12 protein-coding genes are annotated in these 17,960 nt (G+C 72.1%); 9 read left to right on the top strand and 3 right to left on the bottom strand.

What is annotated here, in order from left to right:
- From ABD207_RS13985 to ABD207_RS13960, 6 genes are all read left to right on the top strand, one after another.
- A partial coding sequence (locus tag ABD207_RS13985) for a serine/threonine-protein kinase (protein WP_344012942.1) occupies positions 1 to 1,405 on the top strand: 1,405 nt, incomplete at its 5' end.
- 235 nt (positions 1,406 to 1,640) lie between these two features.
- A complete protein-coding gene (locus ABD207_RS13980) occupies positions 1,641 to 3,491 on the top strand; it encodes a serine/threonine-protein kinase (RefSeq protein ID WP_344012941.1) in 1,851 nt (616 codons plus the stop codon).
- 76 nt (positions 3,492 to 3,567) lie between these two features.
- Positions 3,568 to 4,938, top strand: coding sequence for a serine/threonine-protein kinase (locus tag ABD207_RS13975; protein WP_425580717.1), 1,371 nt, complete (start codon positions 3,568 to 3,570; stop codon positions 4,936 to 4,938).
- A gap of 107 nt (positions 4,939 to 5,045) precedes the next feature.
- Complete coding sequence (locus tag ABD207_RS13970; protein WP_344012939.1) at positions 5,046 to 6,821, top strand: serine/threonine-protein kinase; 1,776 nt, start codon at positions 5,046 to 5,048, stop codon at positions 6,819 to 6,821.
- A 120-nt stretch (positions 6,822 to 6,941) separates the two neighbouring features.
- Complete coding sequence (locus ABD207_RS13965; protein WP_344012938.1) at positions 6,942 to 8,555, top strand: succinic semialdehyde dehydrogenase; 1,614 nt, start codon at positions 6,942 to 6,944, stop codon at positions 8,553 to 8,555.
- 102 nt (positions 8,556 to 8,657) lie between these two features.
- Positions 8,658 to 10,553 (top strand): GMC oxidoreductase, encoded by a 1,896-nt coding sequence (locus tag ABD207_RS13960; protein WP_344012937.1) that lies wholly within the window; start codon positions 8,658 to 8,660, stop codon positions 10,551 to 10,553.
- Positions 10,554 to 10,724: 171 nt separating this feature from the next.
- On the opposite strand, the gene ABD207_RS13955 is transcribed toward ABD207_RS13960, so the two are convergent.
- On the bottom strand, positions 10,725 to 11,747 hold the full coding sequence (locus ABD207_RS13955) for an LAETG motif-containing sortase-dependent surface protein (protein WP_344012936.1): 1,023 nt from the start codon (positions 11,745 to 11,747) through the stop codon (positions 10,725 to 10,727).
- 244 nt (positions 11,748 to 11,991) lie between these two features.
- On the opposite strand from ABD207_RS13955, the gene ABD207_RS13950 reads away from it, so the two are divergent.
- Complete coding sequence (locus ABD207_RS13950) at positions 11,992 to 13,224, top strand: hypothetical protein (RefSeq protein WP_344012935.1); 1,233 nt, start codon at positions 11,992 to 11,994, stop codon at positions 13,222 to 13,224.
- Positions 13,225 to 13,856: 632 nt separating this feature from the next.
- Here the strand turns inward: ABD207_RS13950 and ABD207_RS13945 are convergent.
- Positions 13,857 to 14,264, bottom strand: a complete 408-nt coding sequence (locus tag ABD207_RS13945) for a chorismate mutase (RefSeq protein ID WP_344012934.1) — start codon at positions 14,262 to 14,264, stop codon at positions 13,857 to 13,859.
- A 332-nt stretch (positions 14,265 to 14,596) separates the two neighbouring features.
- Here ABD207_RS13945 and guaA point away from each other — a divergent pair, with 332 nt between their 5' ends.
- Positions 14,597 to 16,177 carry a glutamine-hydrolyzing GMP synthase gene (guaA, locus tag ABD207_RS13940; protein ID WP_344012933.1) on the top strand — a complete coding sequence of 527 codons (1,581 nt, stop codon included), beginning with the start codon at positions 14,597 to 14,599 and terminating at the stop codon, positions 16,175 to 16,177.
- Positions 16,178 to 16,284: 107 nt separating this feature from the next.
- Here the strand turns inward: guaA and ABD207_RS13935 are convergent, their stop codons facing one another.
- Positions 16,285 to 16,836, bottom strand: coding sequence for a pyridoxamine 5'-phosphate oxidase family protein (locus ABD207_RS13935; RefSeq protein WP_344012931.1), 552 nt, complete (start codon positions 16,834 to 16,836; stop codon positions 16,285 to 16,287).
- 139 nt (positions 16,837 to 16,975) lie between these two features.
- Here ABD207_RS13935 and ABD207_RS13930 point away from each other — a divergent pair, with 139 nt between their 5' ends.
- Positions 16,976 to 17,770 (top strand): class II aldolase/adducin family protein, encoded by a 795-nt coding sequence (locus ABD207_RS13930; protein ID WP_344006799.1) that lies wholly within the window; start codon positions 16,976 to 16,978, stop codon positions 17,768 to 17,770.
- Positions 17,771 to 17,960 lie beyond the last annotated feature (190 nt).

Here is a 17,960-nt window from a genome sequence, read left to right as displayed (position 1 = left end):
CGCCGGCGCTCAGGCACGCACCGCGCTTCCGGCCGCCGGTACCGACGAGGCAGCCCCGGCTCCCGGCGCCGACCCTAGCCCCGAGCCGCCGGCGCCCGCCCGCTGGGACGAGCTGGCGGCGCAGAACCCGGTACCGCGCGGGCCCACCAGCGCGTTGGCCGCCGAGCGGGCGCGGCAGGCGCGGATGGCCGTGGTCGGCCCGGTGACCGAGCGGTGGGCGCCGGAGCAGGCCGGGCCGGTGCACGAGAACTGGCAGCTGGCCCCGCCGATCGGCCCCGCCACCGACCTGTGGGCGCTCGGTGCGCTGCTGTTCCGGGCCGTGCAGGGACACGCCCCGTACCCGGAGGAGTCCACGGCCGAGCTGGTGCAGATGGTGTGCGCCGAGCCGCCCGCCTTCGCCGAGGAGTGCGGGCCGCTCCGGCCGATCGTGGAGTCGCTGCTGCGGCAGGACCCCACCGAGCGGCCGGACGTCGAGGAACTGCGCGGCTGGCTGCGCTCGCTGGTGCGCTCGGCGCCCGAGCCGGATGCCGGGCTGAATGTGATCACCGCGCCGCCCCTGGAGACCAGCCGGCTGCCGGTGGTGCGCCGCCGCGGCGAGCTGGTGCGCAAGCGGCGCGCCGGGCTCCCGGCCCACCACGGCCGGCACAAGCGGGCCAAGCAGCGCACGCGTTCCCCGCACCGGCTCGGCCGCACCCTGCTCCTGCTGGTGCTGCTCCTGCTGGCCGGTGCCGTCGCCTACGCCATGCTGTTCATGCCGAAGGCGGGCGAGGACACCTCGGGCGCCCAGCCCGCCGGAGGAGTCAGCCAGGCCCCGCCGTCGCGGGCGGCGGGAGGCGCGCCCGGCAGCGATGACGAGGCCGGGCAGAAGCAGGAGACGCCGAAGAGCAGTACCGCGAGCAGCCCGGAGGAGTCGGCCGGCTCCACCGAGACCCAGACCACCGTCCCCGAGGTCGCCGAGGGCTTCACGCTGCGCAAGGATCCCGAGGGCTTCCAGATCGCCGTCGCCGAGAAGTGGCAGCGCGCCGGGAAGAACGGCAGCGGCCAGATCGTGTACTCCCGCGGCGACTTCGAGCTGATCGTGGTGCCGGGCCGGGACAGCGCGGAGCGCTACGGGAGCGATCCCATGGCCTATCAGCGGGACGACGAGCGTGAACTCCAGCCGTACCGCGACTCCAGCTGGGCCACCTCCACCGGGCTGAAGACCATCGAGGTGGGCGGACGCACCATGGCCGAGGGGCAGTTCACCTGGACCGCCGGCGACGGCGACGACCTGTACGTCCGCAACCTCGCCGCGCTGATCGAGGGCCGCTACCACGTGATCCAGGTCCGCGGACCGGAGGACGAGCGGGACGAGGTGACCCGGCTGTACGAACAGGCGGCGGCCACCTACCGGTTCACCGGCTGACGCACCATGTGGCCTCAGCTGGCCGAAAATGGTCGGTGGGCCGCGCGAAACCGGAGGCGTGAGTTCCTCGATGGCGACGGAGAACGCACGCATCCGTACCCCCTGTGGTTGTCCGGCGCCTTGAACAGCGAGAACCATCACAGTGCGGTCTCCTTGCCACCCCGCCGGTTCCCAGGACAGGGCTTGGTCCCTACCCTGACCCCTGTCAAGACCATTGCGGGGCAACGTGAATCAGATGCAGGGCTCGCTCGTCGCGGGCCGCTACCGGCTCGCCGCGTCCATCGGCAGCGGTGGCATGGGCCGGGTGTGGCGGGCGCACGACGAGGTGCTGCACCGTTCCGTCGCCATCAAGGAACTCACCGCCGCTCTCTACGTATCCGACAGCGAGCAGGCGATGCTGCTCGCCCGGACCCGGGCCGAGGCGCGCGCGGCGGCGCGGATCAACCACTCCGCCGTCGTCACCGTGCACGACGTGCTGGAGCACGACAACCGGCCGTGGATCGTCATGGAGCTGGTCGAGGGCCGCTCGCTGGCGGACAAGGTCAAGGAGGAGGGCCGCGTCGAGCCGCGCGAGGCGGCACGGATCGGCATGTGGGTGCTACGCGCGTTGCGCGCCGCCCACTCGGCGGGCGTACTGCACCGGGACGTCAAGCCCGGCAACGTTCTCCTCGGTGACGACGGGCGGGTGCTGCTCACCGACTTCGGCATCGCGCAGATCGACGGCGACACCGCCATCACCCGCACCGGAGAGGTCGTCGGCTCGGTCGACTACCTGGCGCCCGAGCGGGTCCGCGGCCACGACCCCGGCCCGGCCTCCGACCTGTGGGCGCTCGGCGCCACCCTGTACACGGCGGTGGAGGGCAGCTCGCCGTTCCGCCGCACGTCGCCGCTGAGCACCATGCAGGCGGTCGTCGAGGAGGAGGCCGACGAGCCGCGGCACGCGGGACCGCTGACCCCTGTCATCAACGCGCTGCTGCTGAAGGACCCGGCCGACCGCCCCGACGCCGCGACGGCCGAGAGGATGCTGGCCGAGGTCGCGCAGGGACGCGAACCCGACGCGGCGCCGCTGTACGCACCGGCCGGGGCGGCGCGCCAGCCCCTGCCGCACGAGACCGGCACGACTGGGACCGCCGGCCGCCACACCCAGCCGACCGGCGCGACGGCCGTTCAGCCGCCGCACGCCACCGGACGGACGGCGGCGCGCTCGCCGCACCCGACCGGCCGGACCGCCGCACCGCACCCGTACGCGACGGGACCGGCGGCCGCACCGTCACCCCGTGCCACGACACCGGGGCAGCCGCCCTACGCGACCGCGTCCGGCGCCACCGTCCCCGTCGCTCCCGGCTCACCGCACACCGGCCGCCCCGGCGCGGGCGCGTCTGCCACGGGGGTCACGGGGGTCACGGGAGCCACTGGAGCCGCTCAATCCACCGGCCCCGCCCGGCGCAGCCGCCGGCGTCTGATCGCGCTGGTCGTCGCCATCGCCGCGGTCATCGGCGGTGGCACCGCGGTGGTGCTGCAGGAGTGGGGCCAGGGCCGCAGCGGCGGCGGCACACCGGCCGCCTCCTCGTCGCCGCGGCCCAGCGCCTCCGCGAGCAAGGGCACCGAGTCCTCCGCCGGCCTCCCCAAGGGCTGGGTGCGGCGCACCGACCCGCTCGGCTTCAGCGTCGCCCTGCCCGGCGAGGACTGGCAGCGCAGCTACGACGAGGAGACCGGCCAGGTCGACTACTCGCCCGACGGCGGCAAGCACTTCCTGCGCATCGCCATCGACGAGGCCCCGGACTTCGACGACCCCTTCGAGCATCTGAAGTCCCTCGACTGGCAGCTGGGGCAGCGGCTCGTCGACTACCGGCGGATCAGTCTCGAGCGCGACGTCTACCGCGACCGGCCGAGCGCCCGCCTGGACCACAGCTGGACGGCGCTCGCCAAGGACACGCCCTTCCCCGGCCCGTACCGGGCGATCGACCACATGTATCTCTCGCACGAGGGCGTCGAGTACGCGCTCTACATGGCCTCCCCGGCCGGGGACTGGGCGACGACCGCCGAGCAGTTCAAGACGGTGCTCAAGGGCTGGCGCGAGCCCTGACACCGGCGTGTACCGGCCGCCGGTTGGCCGAATCGCCGTACCGGAGGGAACACATCCGGTGGGGCATGATGGGCCCATGGGGACCGAGGGGCAGTCCGGCAACGGCATGGGAACCGAGGGGCAGTCCGGCAACGGGTCGGTGCCGGTCAACGCCCGTGTCATCGCGGGGCGTTACCGCCTCGAGGCGCGGCTCGGCCGCGGCGGCATGGGTGTGGTGTGGCGGGCGACGGACCAGCTGCTCGGGCGGCGCGTCGCCGTCAAGGAACTCCCCGTCGACGAGACCCTCCCCGCGGAGGACGCCCGCCGCCGGCGCGAGCGCACCCTGCGCGAGGCGCGGGCGCTCGCCCAGCTGCAGCATCCGCACATCATCGTGGTCCACGACGTCGTCGAGGACGACGAACGCCCTTACATCGTGCTGGAGTTGATCGACGGCTGCTCGCTCGCGGACCGCATCGCCACCCGCGGCGCGGTGGACGCGCCGGAGGCCGCCCGCATCGGCATCCAGCTGCTCGGGGCGTTACGGGCCGCCCACGCCGCCGGCGTGCTGCACCGGGACCTCAAGCCCGCCAACGTGCTGCTGGAGAACGGCACCGACCGGGTCGTCCTCACCGACTTCGGCATCGCCCAGGTGCCGGGGGCCAGCACGCTCACCGAGACCGGCTCCTTCGTCGGCTCGCCCGAATACACCGCCCCCGAGCGGATGTCCGGCACCCGCGCCGGGCCCGAGTCCGATCTGTGGTCGCTGGGCGCGCTGCTGTGCGCCGCCCTCAGCGGCGAGTCGCCGTTCCGGCGCGACTCGATCAGCGGGGTACTGCACGCCGTGGTCGTCGAGGAGATACGGCCCCCTGCGCAGGCCGAACCGATTCTGCCCGTGGTGCTCGGGCTGCTGGAGCGCGACCCGGACCGGCGGCTGGACGCGGACAGCGCCGAGCGGATGCTGCGGGCGTTCCGCGAGACCGGCCGCACCCCGCAGGTGCCGCCGCTGGGCTGTCCACCGGACGACCGCGGCCGGCCCCGCCTGCGCCGCCCGGCCCGGCGCGAACCGGACGCAGGGCGCCCGCCCGAGACGTACGGCCCGCCCGGTCCGGCGCACCCCGACACCCGGCCGCCCACCCGGAGCGTGCTGGTGGCCGCGCTGGCCGTCGCCGCGATGGCGGCGGCGGGCGTGTCCGCCGCCGCACTGCTGATGGACCGTGACGACGACGGAGGCGGCACGCCCAGCAGCACCGCGCCCGAAACCCCCGCGAGCCCCCCGCACTCCCCGCCGCCCACGGCCCCCCGCTCGCCCGCCGTTCCCCGGTCGACGGCCGGCTCCGGCATCTCCGCCGCCCCCGGCGTGTCCTCCGCACCCGGCTCACCCTCCGCCTCCCGGACATCCGACGCACCCCAGGCTCCAGGCACCTCCCGGCCGTCCGGCACCCCCTCGCCGTCCGCCTCGACTCCCTAGGGGATGTCCGTATAAGTCGGAGATAAGGCCCACGCGGAGTCACGGGTCTGTGACCGGTTGGGGCTCGAAGTGGCTCCATGGCGGTTCGGCGCGATATTGATGGAGCCATGAGCAACAACGGGGGAGCCCGTCACGGGGCCGACGAGCCGACGAGTTTTGGCCTGCAACCGCCGAATCCCACCCCGCATTCGGCGGCCGTGCCGCATCCCGGCAACCCGTACGCTGCGCCCACCCAGGTGGCCCAGCACGCGTCCGGCGGTGCGCAGCAGCCTCCCGTCAGCCAGCCTCAGCCGGCCCCGCCGCAGCAGCCGACTCCGCCACAGCCGCAAGCACCGCAGCCTCAGCCCCAGCCGCAGGCCCCGCAGCCCCAGCCGCACGCGCCGGCCGACCCCGGAGCCGGGCGTCTCATTGCCGGCCGCTACCGGCTGATCTCCAAGCTCGGGCACGGGGGCATGGGCACGGTGTGGCGGGCCAAGGACGAGACGGTGGACCGCGAGGTCGCCGTCAAGGAGCCCCGCGTCCCCGACCACCTGCCCGAGCGTGAACGGTCCAACGTCTTCGAGCGGATGCGCCGCGAGGCGCGGGCCGCGGCCCGGCTGGACCACCCCGCGGTGGTCGACGTCCATGACGTGGCCGTGGTGGACGGTCAGCCGTGGATCGTGATGGAGCTGGTCAACGGCCGTTCCCTCGGCGCCGTTCTGCAGGAGGAGGGCACCCTCTCCGCGCGCGAGGCGGCCCGGGTCGGCCTGGAGGTGCTCGGCGCGCTGGAGGCGGCGCACGCGGCGGGCATCCTGCACCGGGACGTCAAGCCGGACAACGTCCTGCTCGGCCGGTACGACCGGGTCGTCCTCACCGACTTCGGCATCGCCCAGATCGAGGGCGAGACCGCTCTGACCGACACCGGCGGCTTCGTCGGCTCGCCCGAGTACATCGCCCCGGAGCGCGTACTGGGCCAGCGTCCCGGTCCCGCCTCCGACCTGTGGTCGCTCGGTGTGGTGCTGTACGCGGCGACGGAGGGCGTCTCGCCGTTCCGCCGCAGCAACACCCCCGCCACGCTGCAGTCCGTCCTCAACGCCACGCCCGCGCCGCCCGCCTCGGCGCAGGGGCCGCTGGCCGAGGCCATCAACGGCCTGCTGCAGAAGGACCCGGCGCGCCGTCCGAACGCCGCTCAGGTGCGGGCCCTGCTGGAGGCCGCGGCGAACCCGCCCCAGCCGCAGCCCACTCAGATCGTCCAGGTGCCGGTGCCCGGCTCCGGCGGCAAGGGCATCCGGATCGGCCGCAAGACGCTGGCCGGGCTGGGGGCCGCGGTCGTCGCGGCGGCCCTGGTCGGGTACCTGGTCATCGCCGACCCGTTCGCCGGGCCGCTGCCGGACGACTGGAAGAAGCACGAGGAGAAGCGCCTCGGCGCCACCGTCGCGGCGCCCAAGGGGTACCAGCGGTCCGGGCCGGAGGACAACGACCAGAGCCTCTGGGCGTCGTACACCGACCCGAGCGGCGCCATCTCGATCCAGCTGACCCTCACCAAGCACGACGACCCGTCCGCCGACATCGCGGGCTCCGCCGATGCCGAGATGTACGAGGACGACGCCGACTTCAAGGACGGCTACTACGACCTCCGCATACCCGACGATCCGAGCACCAAGACGTACCCGAAGCCCGACCTGACCTACAAGGGCAAGAAGTCCGCCGAGAACACCGTCGTCTACACCTGGGACGACAGCACCAACCCGGTGCCGCGCGAGGTGAGGTTCTTCTACTACAAGACCTCCAAGGGCGACCTGTACGAGATGCGCATCGGCTACCCGGGCAAGGGCGACTTCACGGAGCGGGGCCGCGAGGTGGCCGACAAGGCGATCCAGAACCTGGACATCAAGAACCTCTGAGCGATGGCAACGCCCTGATCAGGGGCTTTGTTGCCAGCGTTCACTGGCGCCGTGTGAGCGATCGGTGAATGTGTTACCGACGGGTACACAAAGCGGTCGCCCGGGCATACCCTGCCGCTCATGACGGACGCGCAGACCCGGGCCACGACCGGCACCAATCCCATAGCCCCCGCCCCGGCGGGCGCCCGCACCGCAGCCGATGTGGTCACGCCCGAACTGATCGCCCAGCTCACCAAGGGCGTCGTCGGATCGGGCAGGACGGCCAACCACACCCCGTTCACCGGGGAGAAGCTCGCCGATCTGCCCGAATCGACGCCCGAGGACGTGGAGAAGGCGTTCGAGGCGGCCCGCGCCGCCCAGTCCGTCTGGGAGCAGACCCCGGTACGCAAGCGGGCCGCCGTACTGCTGCGCTTCCACGACATCCTGCTGGAGCGTCAGGCCGAGGTCCTGGACCTGATCCAGCTGGAGACCGGCAAGGCCCGGCTGCACGCCCACGAGGAGGTGCAGGCCGTCGCCGTGGCGGCCCGCCACTACGGCCGCCGCGCCGCCGCCTACCTCAGGCCGAAGCGGCACACCGGCGCCATGCCGACCCTGACGAAGGTCACCGAACTGCGCCATCCGCGCGGCGTCGTCGGTCAGATAGCCCCCTGGAACTACCCGCTCGAACTCTCCGTCGGTGACGCCATCCCCGCGTTCGTCGCGGGAAACGCGGTGGTGATGAAGCCCGACACCGAGACCTGCCTCACCGCGCTGTGGGCCCGCGACCTGCTGATCGAGGCCGGACTGCCCGCCGACGTCTTCCAGGTGGTGCTCGGCGAGGGCCCCGTGGTGGGCCCCGAGGTCGTCAAGCACGCCGACTACGTCTCCTTCACCGGCTCCACCGCCACCGGCCGCCAGGTCGCCCAGAGCGCCGCGGCCCGCCTGGTCGGCGTCTCCCTCGAACTCGGCGGCAAGAACGCCATGCTGGTGCTGGACGACGCCGACCTCGACAAGGCCGCCGCGGGCGCCGTCCGCGCCTGCTTCTCCTCCGCCGGCCAGCTGTGCATCTCCATCGAGCGGCTCTTCGTCCACGAGTCGGTCGCCGACGCCTTCCTGGAGCGCTTCGTCGCCCGCACCAAGGCGATGCGCCTCGGCAACGCCCTCGCCTACGGCGCCGACATGGGCTCCCTGGTCGGCGAACGCCAGCTGACCGCCGTCACCCGGCACGTGGAGGACGCGGTCGCCAAGGGCGCCACCGTGCTCACGGGCGGGCAGGCCCGCCCCGACATCGGCCCGTACTTCTACGAGCCGACCGTCCTCGACGGCGTCCAGGACTCCATGGCCGTCTGCGCCGAGGAGACCTTCGGCCCGGTCGTGTCCGTCTACCGCTTCGGCAGCGACGACGAGGCGATCGAGCGCGCCAACTCCACCCCGTACGGGCTGAACGCCTCGGTGTGGACCAAGAGCGCCCGGCGCGGCCGCGAGGTCGCCGCCCGGCTGCGCACCGGCACCGTCAACATCAACGAGGGCTACGCGCCCGCCTACGGCAGCGTGCAGTCCCCGATGGGCGGTATGAAGGACTCCGGCCTCAGCCGCCGTCACGGCTCCGAGGGCATCCTCAAGTACACCGAGGCCCAGACGGTCGCCCACCAGCGCCTGCTGCCGATGGCCCCGTCCCTCGGCATGGACGACGAGAAGTACGCGGCCTTCATGAGCCGCAGCCTGAGGGTGATGAAGGCACTTCGCTTCAGGTGAGGTGCCTTCGGGAGAGCGGGGCCGTACGAGGTGTGCGGCTCCGCCGCGCCGGCGCGCGCACCAAGGGACGATCCGCACGCGAGACTCAACGAGGAGTACAGGGTGGCCCAGGACACGTACGACTACGACGTCATCGTGGTCGGATCCGGCTTCGGCGGATCGGTCAGCGCGCTGCGCCTGACCGAGAAGGGCTACAGCGTCGGCGTGCTGGAGGCCGGCCGCCGCTGGACCCGTGAGTCCCTCCCCAGGAACTCCTGGGACATCAAGAACTACCTCTGGGCCCCCAGGCTCGGCATGTACGGCATCCAGCGCATCCATCTGCTGGGCAACGTCATGGTGCTGGCCGGCGCGGGCGTCGGCGGCGGCTCCCTCAACTACGCCAACACCCTCTATGTGCCGCCCAAGGCGTTCTTCGAGGACCCCCAGTGGGGGCACATCACCGACTGGCAGGAGGAGCTGAAGCCGTACTACGACCAGGCGCGGCGCATGCTGGGCGTGCGGCTCAACCCGACGATGACCCCCTCGGACGTGCACCTCAAGGCGGCCGCCGAGCGGATGGGCTGCGGCGACACCTTCCACATGGCGCCCGTCGGTGTGTTCTTCGGCGACGGCGAGGACGCCGACGGCACGGTGAAGGCGAAGCCCGGCCAGGAGGTGCCGGACCCGTACTTCGGCGGTGTCGGCCCCTCGCGGCGGGCCTGTGTGGAGTGCGGCGAGTGCATGACCGGCTGCCGGCGCGGCGCCAAGAACACCCTCAACGAGAACTACCTCCACCTCGCCGAGAAGGCGGGAGCCGTCGTGCACCCCATGACGACGGTGGTGTCGGTGACGGAGGACTCCCAGGGCGGGTTCGCCGTCGCCACGCTGCCCACCGACAACCGCCGCAAGGGCGAGGGCCGGACCTTCCGGGCCCGCCGGGTGGTACTGGCCGCCGGCACCTACGGCACCCAGACCCTGCTGCACCGCATGAAGGCCAACGGGCAGCTGCCGCACCTGTCGGACAAGCTGGGCGAGCTGACCCGCACCAACTCCGAGGCGCTGGTGGGCGCCCAGACCGACAACCGCCGCTACCGCAAGGTCACCGGCGCGCCCAAGGCCGACTTCACCCGCGGTGTGGCCATCACGTCCTCCATCCACCCGGACGCCGACACCCACATCGAGCCGGTCCGCTACGGCCGCGGCTCCAACGCGATGGGCGGCCTGTCCGTCCTCCAGGTGCCGTACGCGCCCAGCGGCAAGGGCTCGGCCCGGGTGCTGGGCTGGCTGGCCAATGTGGCCCGGCACCCCTGGCTGATGCTGCGGTCGCTGTCCAACCGGCGCTGGTCGGAGCGGACCATCATCGGCCTGGTGATGCAGTCCGTGGACAACTCCCTGACGACCTATCTGAAGCCGTCCGGCCTCGGCCGCGGGCTGCTCACCGCCCGGCAGGGGCACGGCAACCCCAACCCCAAGCAGATCAAGACGGCCACCGAGGCCGCCTCGGCCCTCGCCGAGGAGATCAACGGCTTCCCCGGCTCCAACGTCGGCGAGCTGACCGGCATGCCGCTCACCGCCCACTTCCTCGGCGGCTGCCCCATCGGCGCCAGCAGCGACACCGGGGTGATCGACCCGTACCACCGGCTGTACGGCCACCCCGGCATCTCCGTCGTGGACGGCGCCGCAGTCTCGGCGAACCTCGGGGTGAACCCGTCGCTGACCATCACCGCGCAGGCCGAGCGGGCGATATCGTTCTGGCCCAACAAGGGCGAGGAGGACCCGCGTCCGAAGCAGGGCGAGCCCTACCGCAGGATCCAGCCGGTCGAGCCCAAGTCCCCGGTGGTCCCGGCGGACGCGTTCGGCGCGCTGAAACTGCCGTTCCTTCAGGTGCCTCCGCTGCCGCCGAAGAAGAAGCAGACGGAGAAGAAGCAGGCGGAGAAGGAGCAGACGGAGAAGGAGCAGACGGAGAAGAAGCAGGCGGAGAAGGAGCAGGCGGAGAAGGAGCAGGCGGAGAAGCAGTAGCTGAAGAAGCAGTGGTCGGCGAGCCCCGGGGCGAAGCAGCCTCCGAGCCCCGGGGCAGGAAATAAAAGGTGAGGACCTGCGCTCCCCTCCGAGCACAGGTCCTCACCGTTGTTCCGGGGTGTTCCGGAGTGGTCCGGGTGGTCCGGGTGGTCCGGAATGGTCCGGGCGTGCTTACGCCTCGGCACCCGCCTTGCGGCGGCGCACCACGAACACGGCACCGGCACCGGCGACGACGGCGAGACCGCCGGCCAGGCCGATCATCGGAAGCGCGGAGCTGGAGCCGGTCTCGGCGAGGCTGCCGGTGACCTTCGGCGTGTCGCTGCTCGGCTTCTCGTCCGTGACGGGAGCCTTGCCGCCTACCTGCGGCTTGGTGCCCTCGGTGTCGGTGCCGGCGGGCACGATCCGGAAGCGGTACGACGCGGCACCGAAGCCGGTGCACTCGGCGTCGGCGTCACCGTAGATCGTCACGCCGAAGGAGAACGCGGCGCCGGCCGGGGCGGACGGCTTCACGTTCAGGCGCAGCGGGATGTCGACCTCGTAGCCCGGCTCGAGCTCGTCGGTCCAGCCGACGTAGCCCACCGCGTAGCCCTCCGAGTCGAGGTCGAACCAGACCTTCTCGGTCGGGTCGTAGGCCTGGACCTGGACCTGCTTGCTCTTGAACAGCTGCTCCCACTCCTCGTCGGCTGAGGCGCCGGCGAAGAAGCCCAGGTCCTGGAGGGTGGAGTCGGAGTTGTTGGCCACGTTCAGCGTGAACTTGTGCCAGCCGCTGCCCGCGGCGATCTTGCCCGGCAGGCCGGAGATGCTGATGTCGACCTTGGTGTCCTCGCACTCGGCCGGGACCGGCTCCTCCTCGTCGTCCTCCGGAGCGGAGGTGCTGGGCGCGGGGCTGGACGGCGCGGTGCTCGGGGTGTCCTCCGGAGCCGGGTCACCGGTGGACTCCTCGTCCGACGGCTCGGTGGTGTCCTTCGACCCGTCGTCGCTCGGCTTGTCGGTGTCGTCCGTCTCGCCCTCGGGCGCGGTCGACTCGGTCGTCTCGTCCGAGGACGGCTCGGTCGACTTGTCGCCGTCGTTCGTCCCACCTTCGACGGGCGACTCGCTGGCGGAGACAGCGGGGGCCGGTTCGGTCGCGTAAGCGGCCGGGGCCGCGAGCAGAGCGACCGGGGCGATCACGGCCGTGGCGGCCGCTGCTGCCATGGCGCGGCGAAGCTTCATGTAGACCTCGGAAAGTCCGGCGCGCCACGCGTTGCGGCGCGCATTGGGGGAGGCCTGCCCGCGTGTGGGGCGCGGATGCGGCCTTGGTTTCGGTGGTTTGATCATTGAGCCGGGTGAAAGGTTGTTCGGAAGCCCACGGAATTTTTATGTGAGGTGGATCACTAGTTCGATGTGATCGCCGACGGCGTACGCTCCCAGACCAAAACCCCGACAGAAAGCCGTTGTTGTGGCCGCCGAGCAGTCGTCCGAGGAACCCGCACCGGAGTCGTCCGCGATACCCGACGACGTTTGGGAGAAGTTCGCCCAGGACAGCGAGCGAGACATCCGCGCCTCCGCGCCCAGGGAACCGTCCGCCAGGGCGCGGATGGTGACCGAGCGGCTGCGGGCGATGGACGAGCAGCGCGCGAGGGAGGGCGCGAAGGGCCGGCGACGCTGGGGCCGGCGCAAGCCCGCCCGGCCCGCCGAGCCGGAGGGCTGGCGCACCGGACCACCCACCTGGCACGACCTGGACGGCGGCCGGAGCAGCCGCCGCCGCACGGTCTGGAGCATCGTCGGCGTGCTGCTCGCCGCTGCCGTGGCGCTGGTCGCGGTGAAGCCGGGCCTGCTGTCCCACCTGCCCGGCGGGCTCGGCGATCACTTCGGGGAATCCTCGGACGAGGGCGCGGCGCCGTCCCCGCTCGCTCCGGAGACCGCCCGGCCCACCGGCCCGCCGTCCGACGGCCCCGCTGGGGTCCCCACGCGTGAGCGGCCGTTCGCCGGATCGCCCGCCGCCCGCTGGGAGTCGGGAGCGGACGCCATCCGGCTGCCCGAGGCCAAGGCCATGGGCGGGGTCTCCGCCGAGCGGATCGGTGACGCCCTGCGCAAGACCAAGGAGTTCCTCGTCGCCGCGAACCTCGATCCGCAGGTGCTGCAGGGAGGCGAGCCCAAGAAGGCGCTCGCCCTGGTGGACCCGCTGGAGAAGGACTACCTCCAGAAGCTGCGCGCCGGGCTGCGCAAGCCCACCGAGAAGAACGACCCGGTGGTGGCCTTCTCCCGCTTCGACCCCGAGCAGGTCGAGATCCTCGACGACGTGCGGGTGCGCGGCCGCATCACCGTGGAGCCCGCACGGGGAGCCAAGGGCAAGGCCGTGATCAAGGCGGACTACACCTTCGTGTACGCGGCACTGCACGCCGGTGGCGGCGACGAGGTGGCCCGCGCCATCGTGCGCCGCGGCCTGGAGGTGGCCGTGCTGGACCTCGCCGAGTACCAGGGCACCGAGGGGCGCCTGTGGATCTCCGACGTCCGCAGCGAGATCAACAACGACGACTGCAAGGACGGCGACGGGGTGATCCGTCCCCAGTTCCTCGCCGACCGGCAGACGGGCCCCGGCACGACCGGCGCGCCGGTCGACCCCTACGACCGCGGCAGGGAGCTGCCCGGCGGGGGCACCGGCGGCTGCGGCGTCATCACCCGCAGCTGAGGCACAGGGCTGTGCTTCGCGGTGTCCGAGGTCTCAGGGCGCGCGAAGGGCCCCGCGGGGCGGAGCCGCGGGGCCCTTCCTTCGTCAGCACCGGCGTCAGGGCAGCACCGGTGCCTGGGGGAAGCGGCGCCGGGGGGTAACGCCGCCGGCCTGGAGCTCCGGCAGTCACCGCCGGTCCGCCTTCCGGCGCGTCTGCGCAGGAGCAATGCAGTTGTCTGCGGGGGGACTCGGGCTCGTACGCATCGTGCTCGAGGGGTGCGGCCTCCGCAAGCAGTTCGTCCCGGACGGGGACAGTCCCGCCGGCCGGCCCCGGGCGTCCCCGGAGCCGGCCGTTCTCTTGGGTGACCGGTCTGCTGTCCCCTGCCGTCCGGTCACTTCCCGGAGCGAGGTCCCACGACGCACGGCACGATCCGCGCGCCTCATCGCTCCGGCGAGCCACGCGTGGTTCTTTCGGGCCCGCCCCTGGCTGGCACGGACACCGGTACCAACGAAGGCTCCGGCGGCCGGTCACGCGCCGTACGGGTGAGAAGGATGCGCACGTCTGTACCGGGAACGTGGATTCAGGTGTACCGGGAACGTGGATTCAGGCCGCCGGCCCCGCCGGCCCGCCGGATCCGTTCGGACGGTCCCGCTCAGATCTTCCCGCGGCACAGCTCCAGCAGGGTCATCGCGAGCGCCGTGCCCGGCTTGCCCAGGGCCTCCCTGTAGTGGGTGAGGATCTCCATCTCGCGGGCCAGGTTCACCCGGCGCCCGCCGGAGGCGATGCGTTCCTTCTGGATCACGGCGGAGACGGCCATCCGTTCCTGGATCAGGCCGATGATCCGGTCGTCCAGCGCGTCGATGCGTTCCCGTGCGTTGCTGATCAGGTCCGCGGCCTCCGGGGTGCGGGCGCCGGTCCGCTCGGCGGCCGCGGCTGCGGATGTGGCCGTGGGCGCGGACGGGGCCGCGGAGGTGGCGGTGGTCACGGAGGTGGCGGTGGTCACGGCGGGCGCGGTGGTCGCGGTGCGTGCGGTGGTCTTGTCGGTCGCGGTGGCGGTCATGCCGGGGCTCCTCACATGTGGTGTCGGTCGCCCCGGATCGGCAAGGTCCGGATACGCCAGGCGCCCCGGGCCTTGTCGGCCCGGGGCGCCTGGGAAGTCGCTTGTCAGTAGCTCAAGCAGCACGACCATGGCAGCCGGCGGGCCGGTTGCCATAGGTAAAGACGAAGGTCGCGTGGATGAGCATGGGCGCAAGTATGCCGATCCCGCGCGGGGTGTCCAAGCCGGGCCGCATGGTGAGACGGGCGGCCCCGGCCGGGGCGGAGGGGGGCCTTCGTGCGCCCCGGTAGAATCGGGAGGCACAAGACCCCCGCCCCACCGCCGGAAGGCACCTCGTGTCATCAGCGACTCCCGCTGCCCACGCGCCCGACACCGTCCTGGTCGTCGACTTCGGCGCACAGTACGCCCAGCTCATCGCCCGACGCGTCCGTGAGGCGCGGGTCTACAGCGAGATCGTGCCGAGCACCATGCCGGTCGAGGAGATCCTCGCCAAGAACCCGGCCGCGATCATCCTGTCCGGCGGCCCCTCCTCCGTGTATGAGGAGGGCGCCCCCCGCCTGGACCGCCGGATCTTCGAGGCGGGCGTCCCCGTCTTCGGCATGTGCTACGGCTTCCAGCTGATGGCCCAGACCCTGGGCGGCACTGTCGACAACACCGGTGCCCGCGAGTACGGCCGTACCGATCTGCACGTCTCCAAGTCGTCCTCCACCCTCTTCGAGGGCACCCCGGACGAGCAGTCGGTGTGGATGTCGCACGGCGACGCCTGCTCCGCCGCCCCCGAGGGCTTCGAGGTCACCGCGTCCACCGACGTCGTCCCGGTCGCCGCCTTCGAGAACGACGAGAAGAAGCTCTACGGCGTCCAGTACCACCCCGAGGTGATGCACTCCACCTACGGGCAGCAGGTGCTGGAGCACTTCCTCTACCGGGGCGCGGGCCTGTCGCCCTCCTGGACCACGGGCAATGTGATCGAGGAGCAGGTCGAGGCGATCCGCGAGATGGTCGGCGACAAGCGCGCCATCTGCGGTCTGTCCGGCGGTGTGGACTCCGCGGTCGCCGCCGCCCTCGTGCAGAAGGCCATCGGCTCCCAGCTGACCTGCGTCTACGTCGACCACGGCCTGATGCGCAAGGGCGAGACGGAGCAGGTCGAGAAGGACTTCGTGGCCGCCACCGGCGTCCAGCTGAAGGTCGTGAACGCTGAGGAGCGGTTCCTGGCCGCGCTCAAGGGCGTCTCCGACCCCGAGGAGAAGCGGAAGATCATCGGCCGAGAGTTCATCCGGGTCTTCGAGCAGGCCCAGGCCGAGATCGTCGCCGACGAGGGCCCCGCGGTGGAGTTCCTGGTCCAGGGCACCCTCTACCCGGACGTGGTGGAGTCCGGCGGCGGCACCGGCACCGCCAACATCAAGTCTCACCACAACGTCGGCGGCCTCCCCGAGGACCTCGAGTTCAAGCTGATCGAGCCGCTGCGCAAGCTGTTCAAGGACGAGGTCCGGATGGTCGGCCAGGAGCTCGGCCTGCCCGAGGAGATCGTCCACCGCCAGCCCTTCCCCGGCCCCGGCCTCGGCATCCGCATCGTCGGCGAGGTCACCAAGGAGCGGCTCGACCTGCTCCGCGAGGCCGACGCGATCGCCCGCGAGGAGCTGACCGCGGCCGGCCTCGACCGCGACATCTGGCAGTGCCCGGTGGTGCTGCTCGCCGATGTGCGGTCGGTCGGCGTCCAGGGCGACGGGCGGACCTACGGCCACCCGATCGTGCTGCGCCCGGTCTCCAGCGAGGACGCCATGACCGCCGACTGGTCGCGGCTGCCGTACGACGTCCTGGCGAGGATCTCCACCCGGATCACCAATGAGGTGCGGGACGTCAACCGGGTCGTGCTCGACGTGACGTCGAAGCCGCCGGGGACGATCGAGTGGGAGTGATCCCGCAGGAGTGATGCCGACGGGCGCCCTGGTCTGACCGGGGCGCCCTGGCTTTTCCGGGCACCCAGGTCGTCCCCCGGGCGCCCGGGGTCCGGCGGTGCCCGGGATCAGGTCCGTTTGAGCGTGCGCACCGGCTCTCCGGGCTTCCAGACCTGCATGACCAGGTACTTCTCGTCCTCGACGTAGGTCCGCACGACCTCCGTCAGCTCGGTGCGGAAGAGGTGGAACGGCTCCGGCGGTTCCGCCTTATCCGCTTTTTCTTCTTCTTCTGCTGCTGCTGCTTCTGCCGCCTTTTCGGTGTTTCCGCTCGTTTCTCTCTTTTCGCCTTCGTTGTACTTGCGGCGGATCTCCTCGTCCTCGACCTCGAACGCCCGGCCGCTGATCCGGACGTCGCCGCCGCCCATGGTGGTGCCCTCCCCGGGGTTCGCCTGGAGCGCGAAGCGCGGGTCGCGGCGCAGGTCGAGCGCCTTGCGCGAGTCGGGCATCATGCCGAACCACAGCTCGCCGTCGAAGAAGCGCACCTCCAGGCCGGTGGTGCGCGGTGAGCCGTCCTTGCGGAGCGTCGCCAGGACGTGGTGGGTGTAGGCGCGGAAGCGCTCCTCCACGGTTCTCGCGAAGTCCGGCTCGGCGGTGACGAAAGCCTCCCAGTTCACGTTCATAAGGGGAGTGTTCCGCGAATACCGGACATCTGCTGTCGGGTAAACGGAGTGTTGTATCGCCTTTACAGAACCGATCTGTCGTACCGGGCCTCCCGGCGGCAACTTCCGCCCCATACGCAAACCCCCCGCGGGAGGTCTTATGCACGGGCCCACCCCGCCCCCGCCGCTGCCCACCGATCAGTTGCGGTTCGCCATGCCGCCGATGCACGAGTCGGTCGAGGACGAGCGCCGGCACCGCAAGGAGCGGCTAGCGGGCGCGCTGCGGCTGTTCGGGCGGCTCGGCTTCGAGGACGGCGTCTCGGGGCACATCACCGCACGCGACCCCGAGTACTCCGACTGCTTCTGGGTCAACCCGTTCGGGATGCCCTTCCGGCACGTCACCGTGAGCGACCTGGTGCTGGCCAACCGGGACGGGCAGGTCGTGGAGGGCCGCTACCACGTCAACCAGGCCGCGTTCACCGTGCACGCCCAGGTGCACGCCGCACGGCCCGACGTCGTCGCCGTCGCCCACTGCCACTCGGTGTACGGGCGGGCGCTCGCCGCGCTCGGTGAACTGCTGGAGCCGATCACCCAGGAGAGCTGCGCCTTCTACGAGGACCACGCGCTCTACGACGCCTACAGCGGGGTCACCGTCGACGCGGAGGAGGGCCGGCGCATCGCCGCGGTGCTCGGTACGCACAAGGCCCTGGTGCTGCGCAATCACGGGCTGCTCACGGTGGGGGACTCGGTCGACGCGGCGGCGTGGTGGTTCGTGTCGATGGAACGCTCGTGCCAGGTGCAGCTCGCCGCGAAGGCTGCCGGGCGGCCCGTGCTGATCGACCACCGGCAGGCGGTGGCCACGCGGGAGCAGCTGGGCGGGGATCTGGTGGCCTGGATCAACTACCAGCCGATGTGGCGGGACATCACGCGGAGCGAGCCGGAACTGCTGGGGTGAGCTGGTGAAGGGCGGGTGCCAGTCCGTCGGGGGGCGGGTGAATGGGCGGCCGGTCCATCGGGGTGGCCGGGCGAAAGGGCTGGGTTCGGGTTGACGCGTTGACTTGGTGGGTCAATGCGAGGTTCCGAGGTTCACCCCTGGTGACGCGGAGCGGCGGAGGGGGGAGGCACGGAGGGCGATCGGGCTAGGG

The sequence above is a fragment of the Streptomyces thermospinosisporus genome (genome assembly GCF_039526425.1).
Taxonomy (GTDB): domain Bacteria; phylum Actinomycetota; class Actinomycetes; order Streptomycetales; family Streptomycetaceae; genus Streptomyces; species Streptomyces thermocarboxydovorans.
The sequence above is the reverse complement of the archived record's forward strand: the minus strand, read 5'-3'. Positions and strand labels throughout refer to the sequence as shown.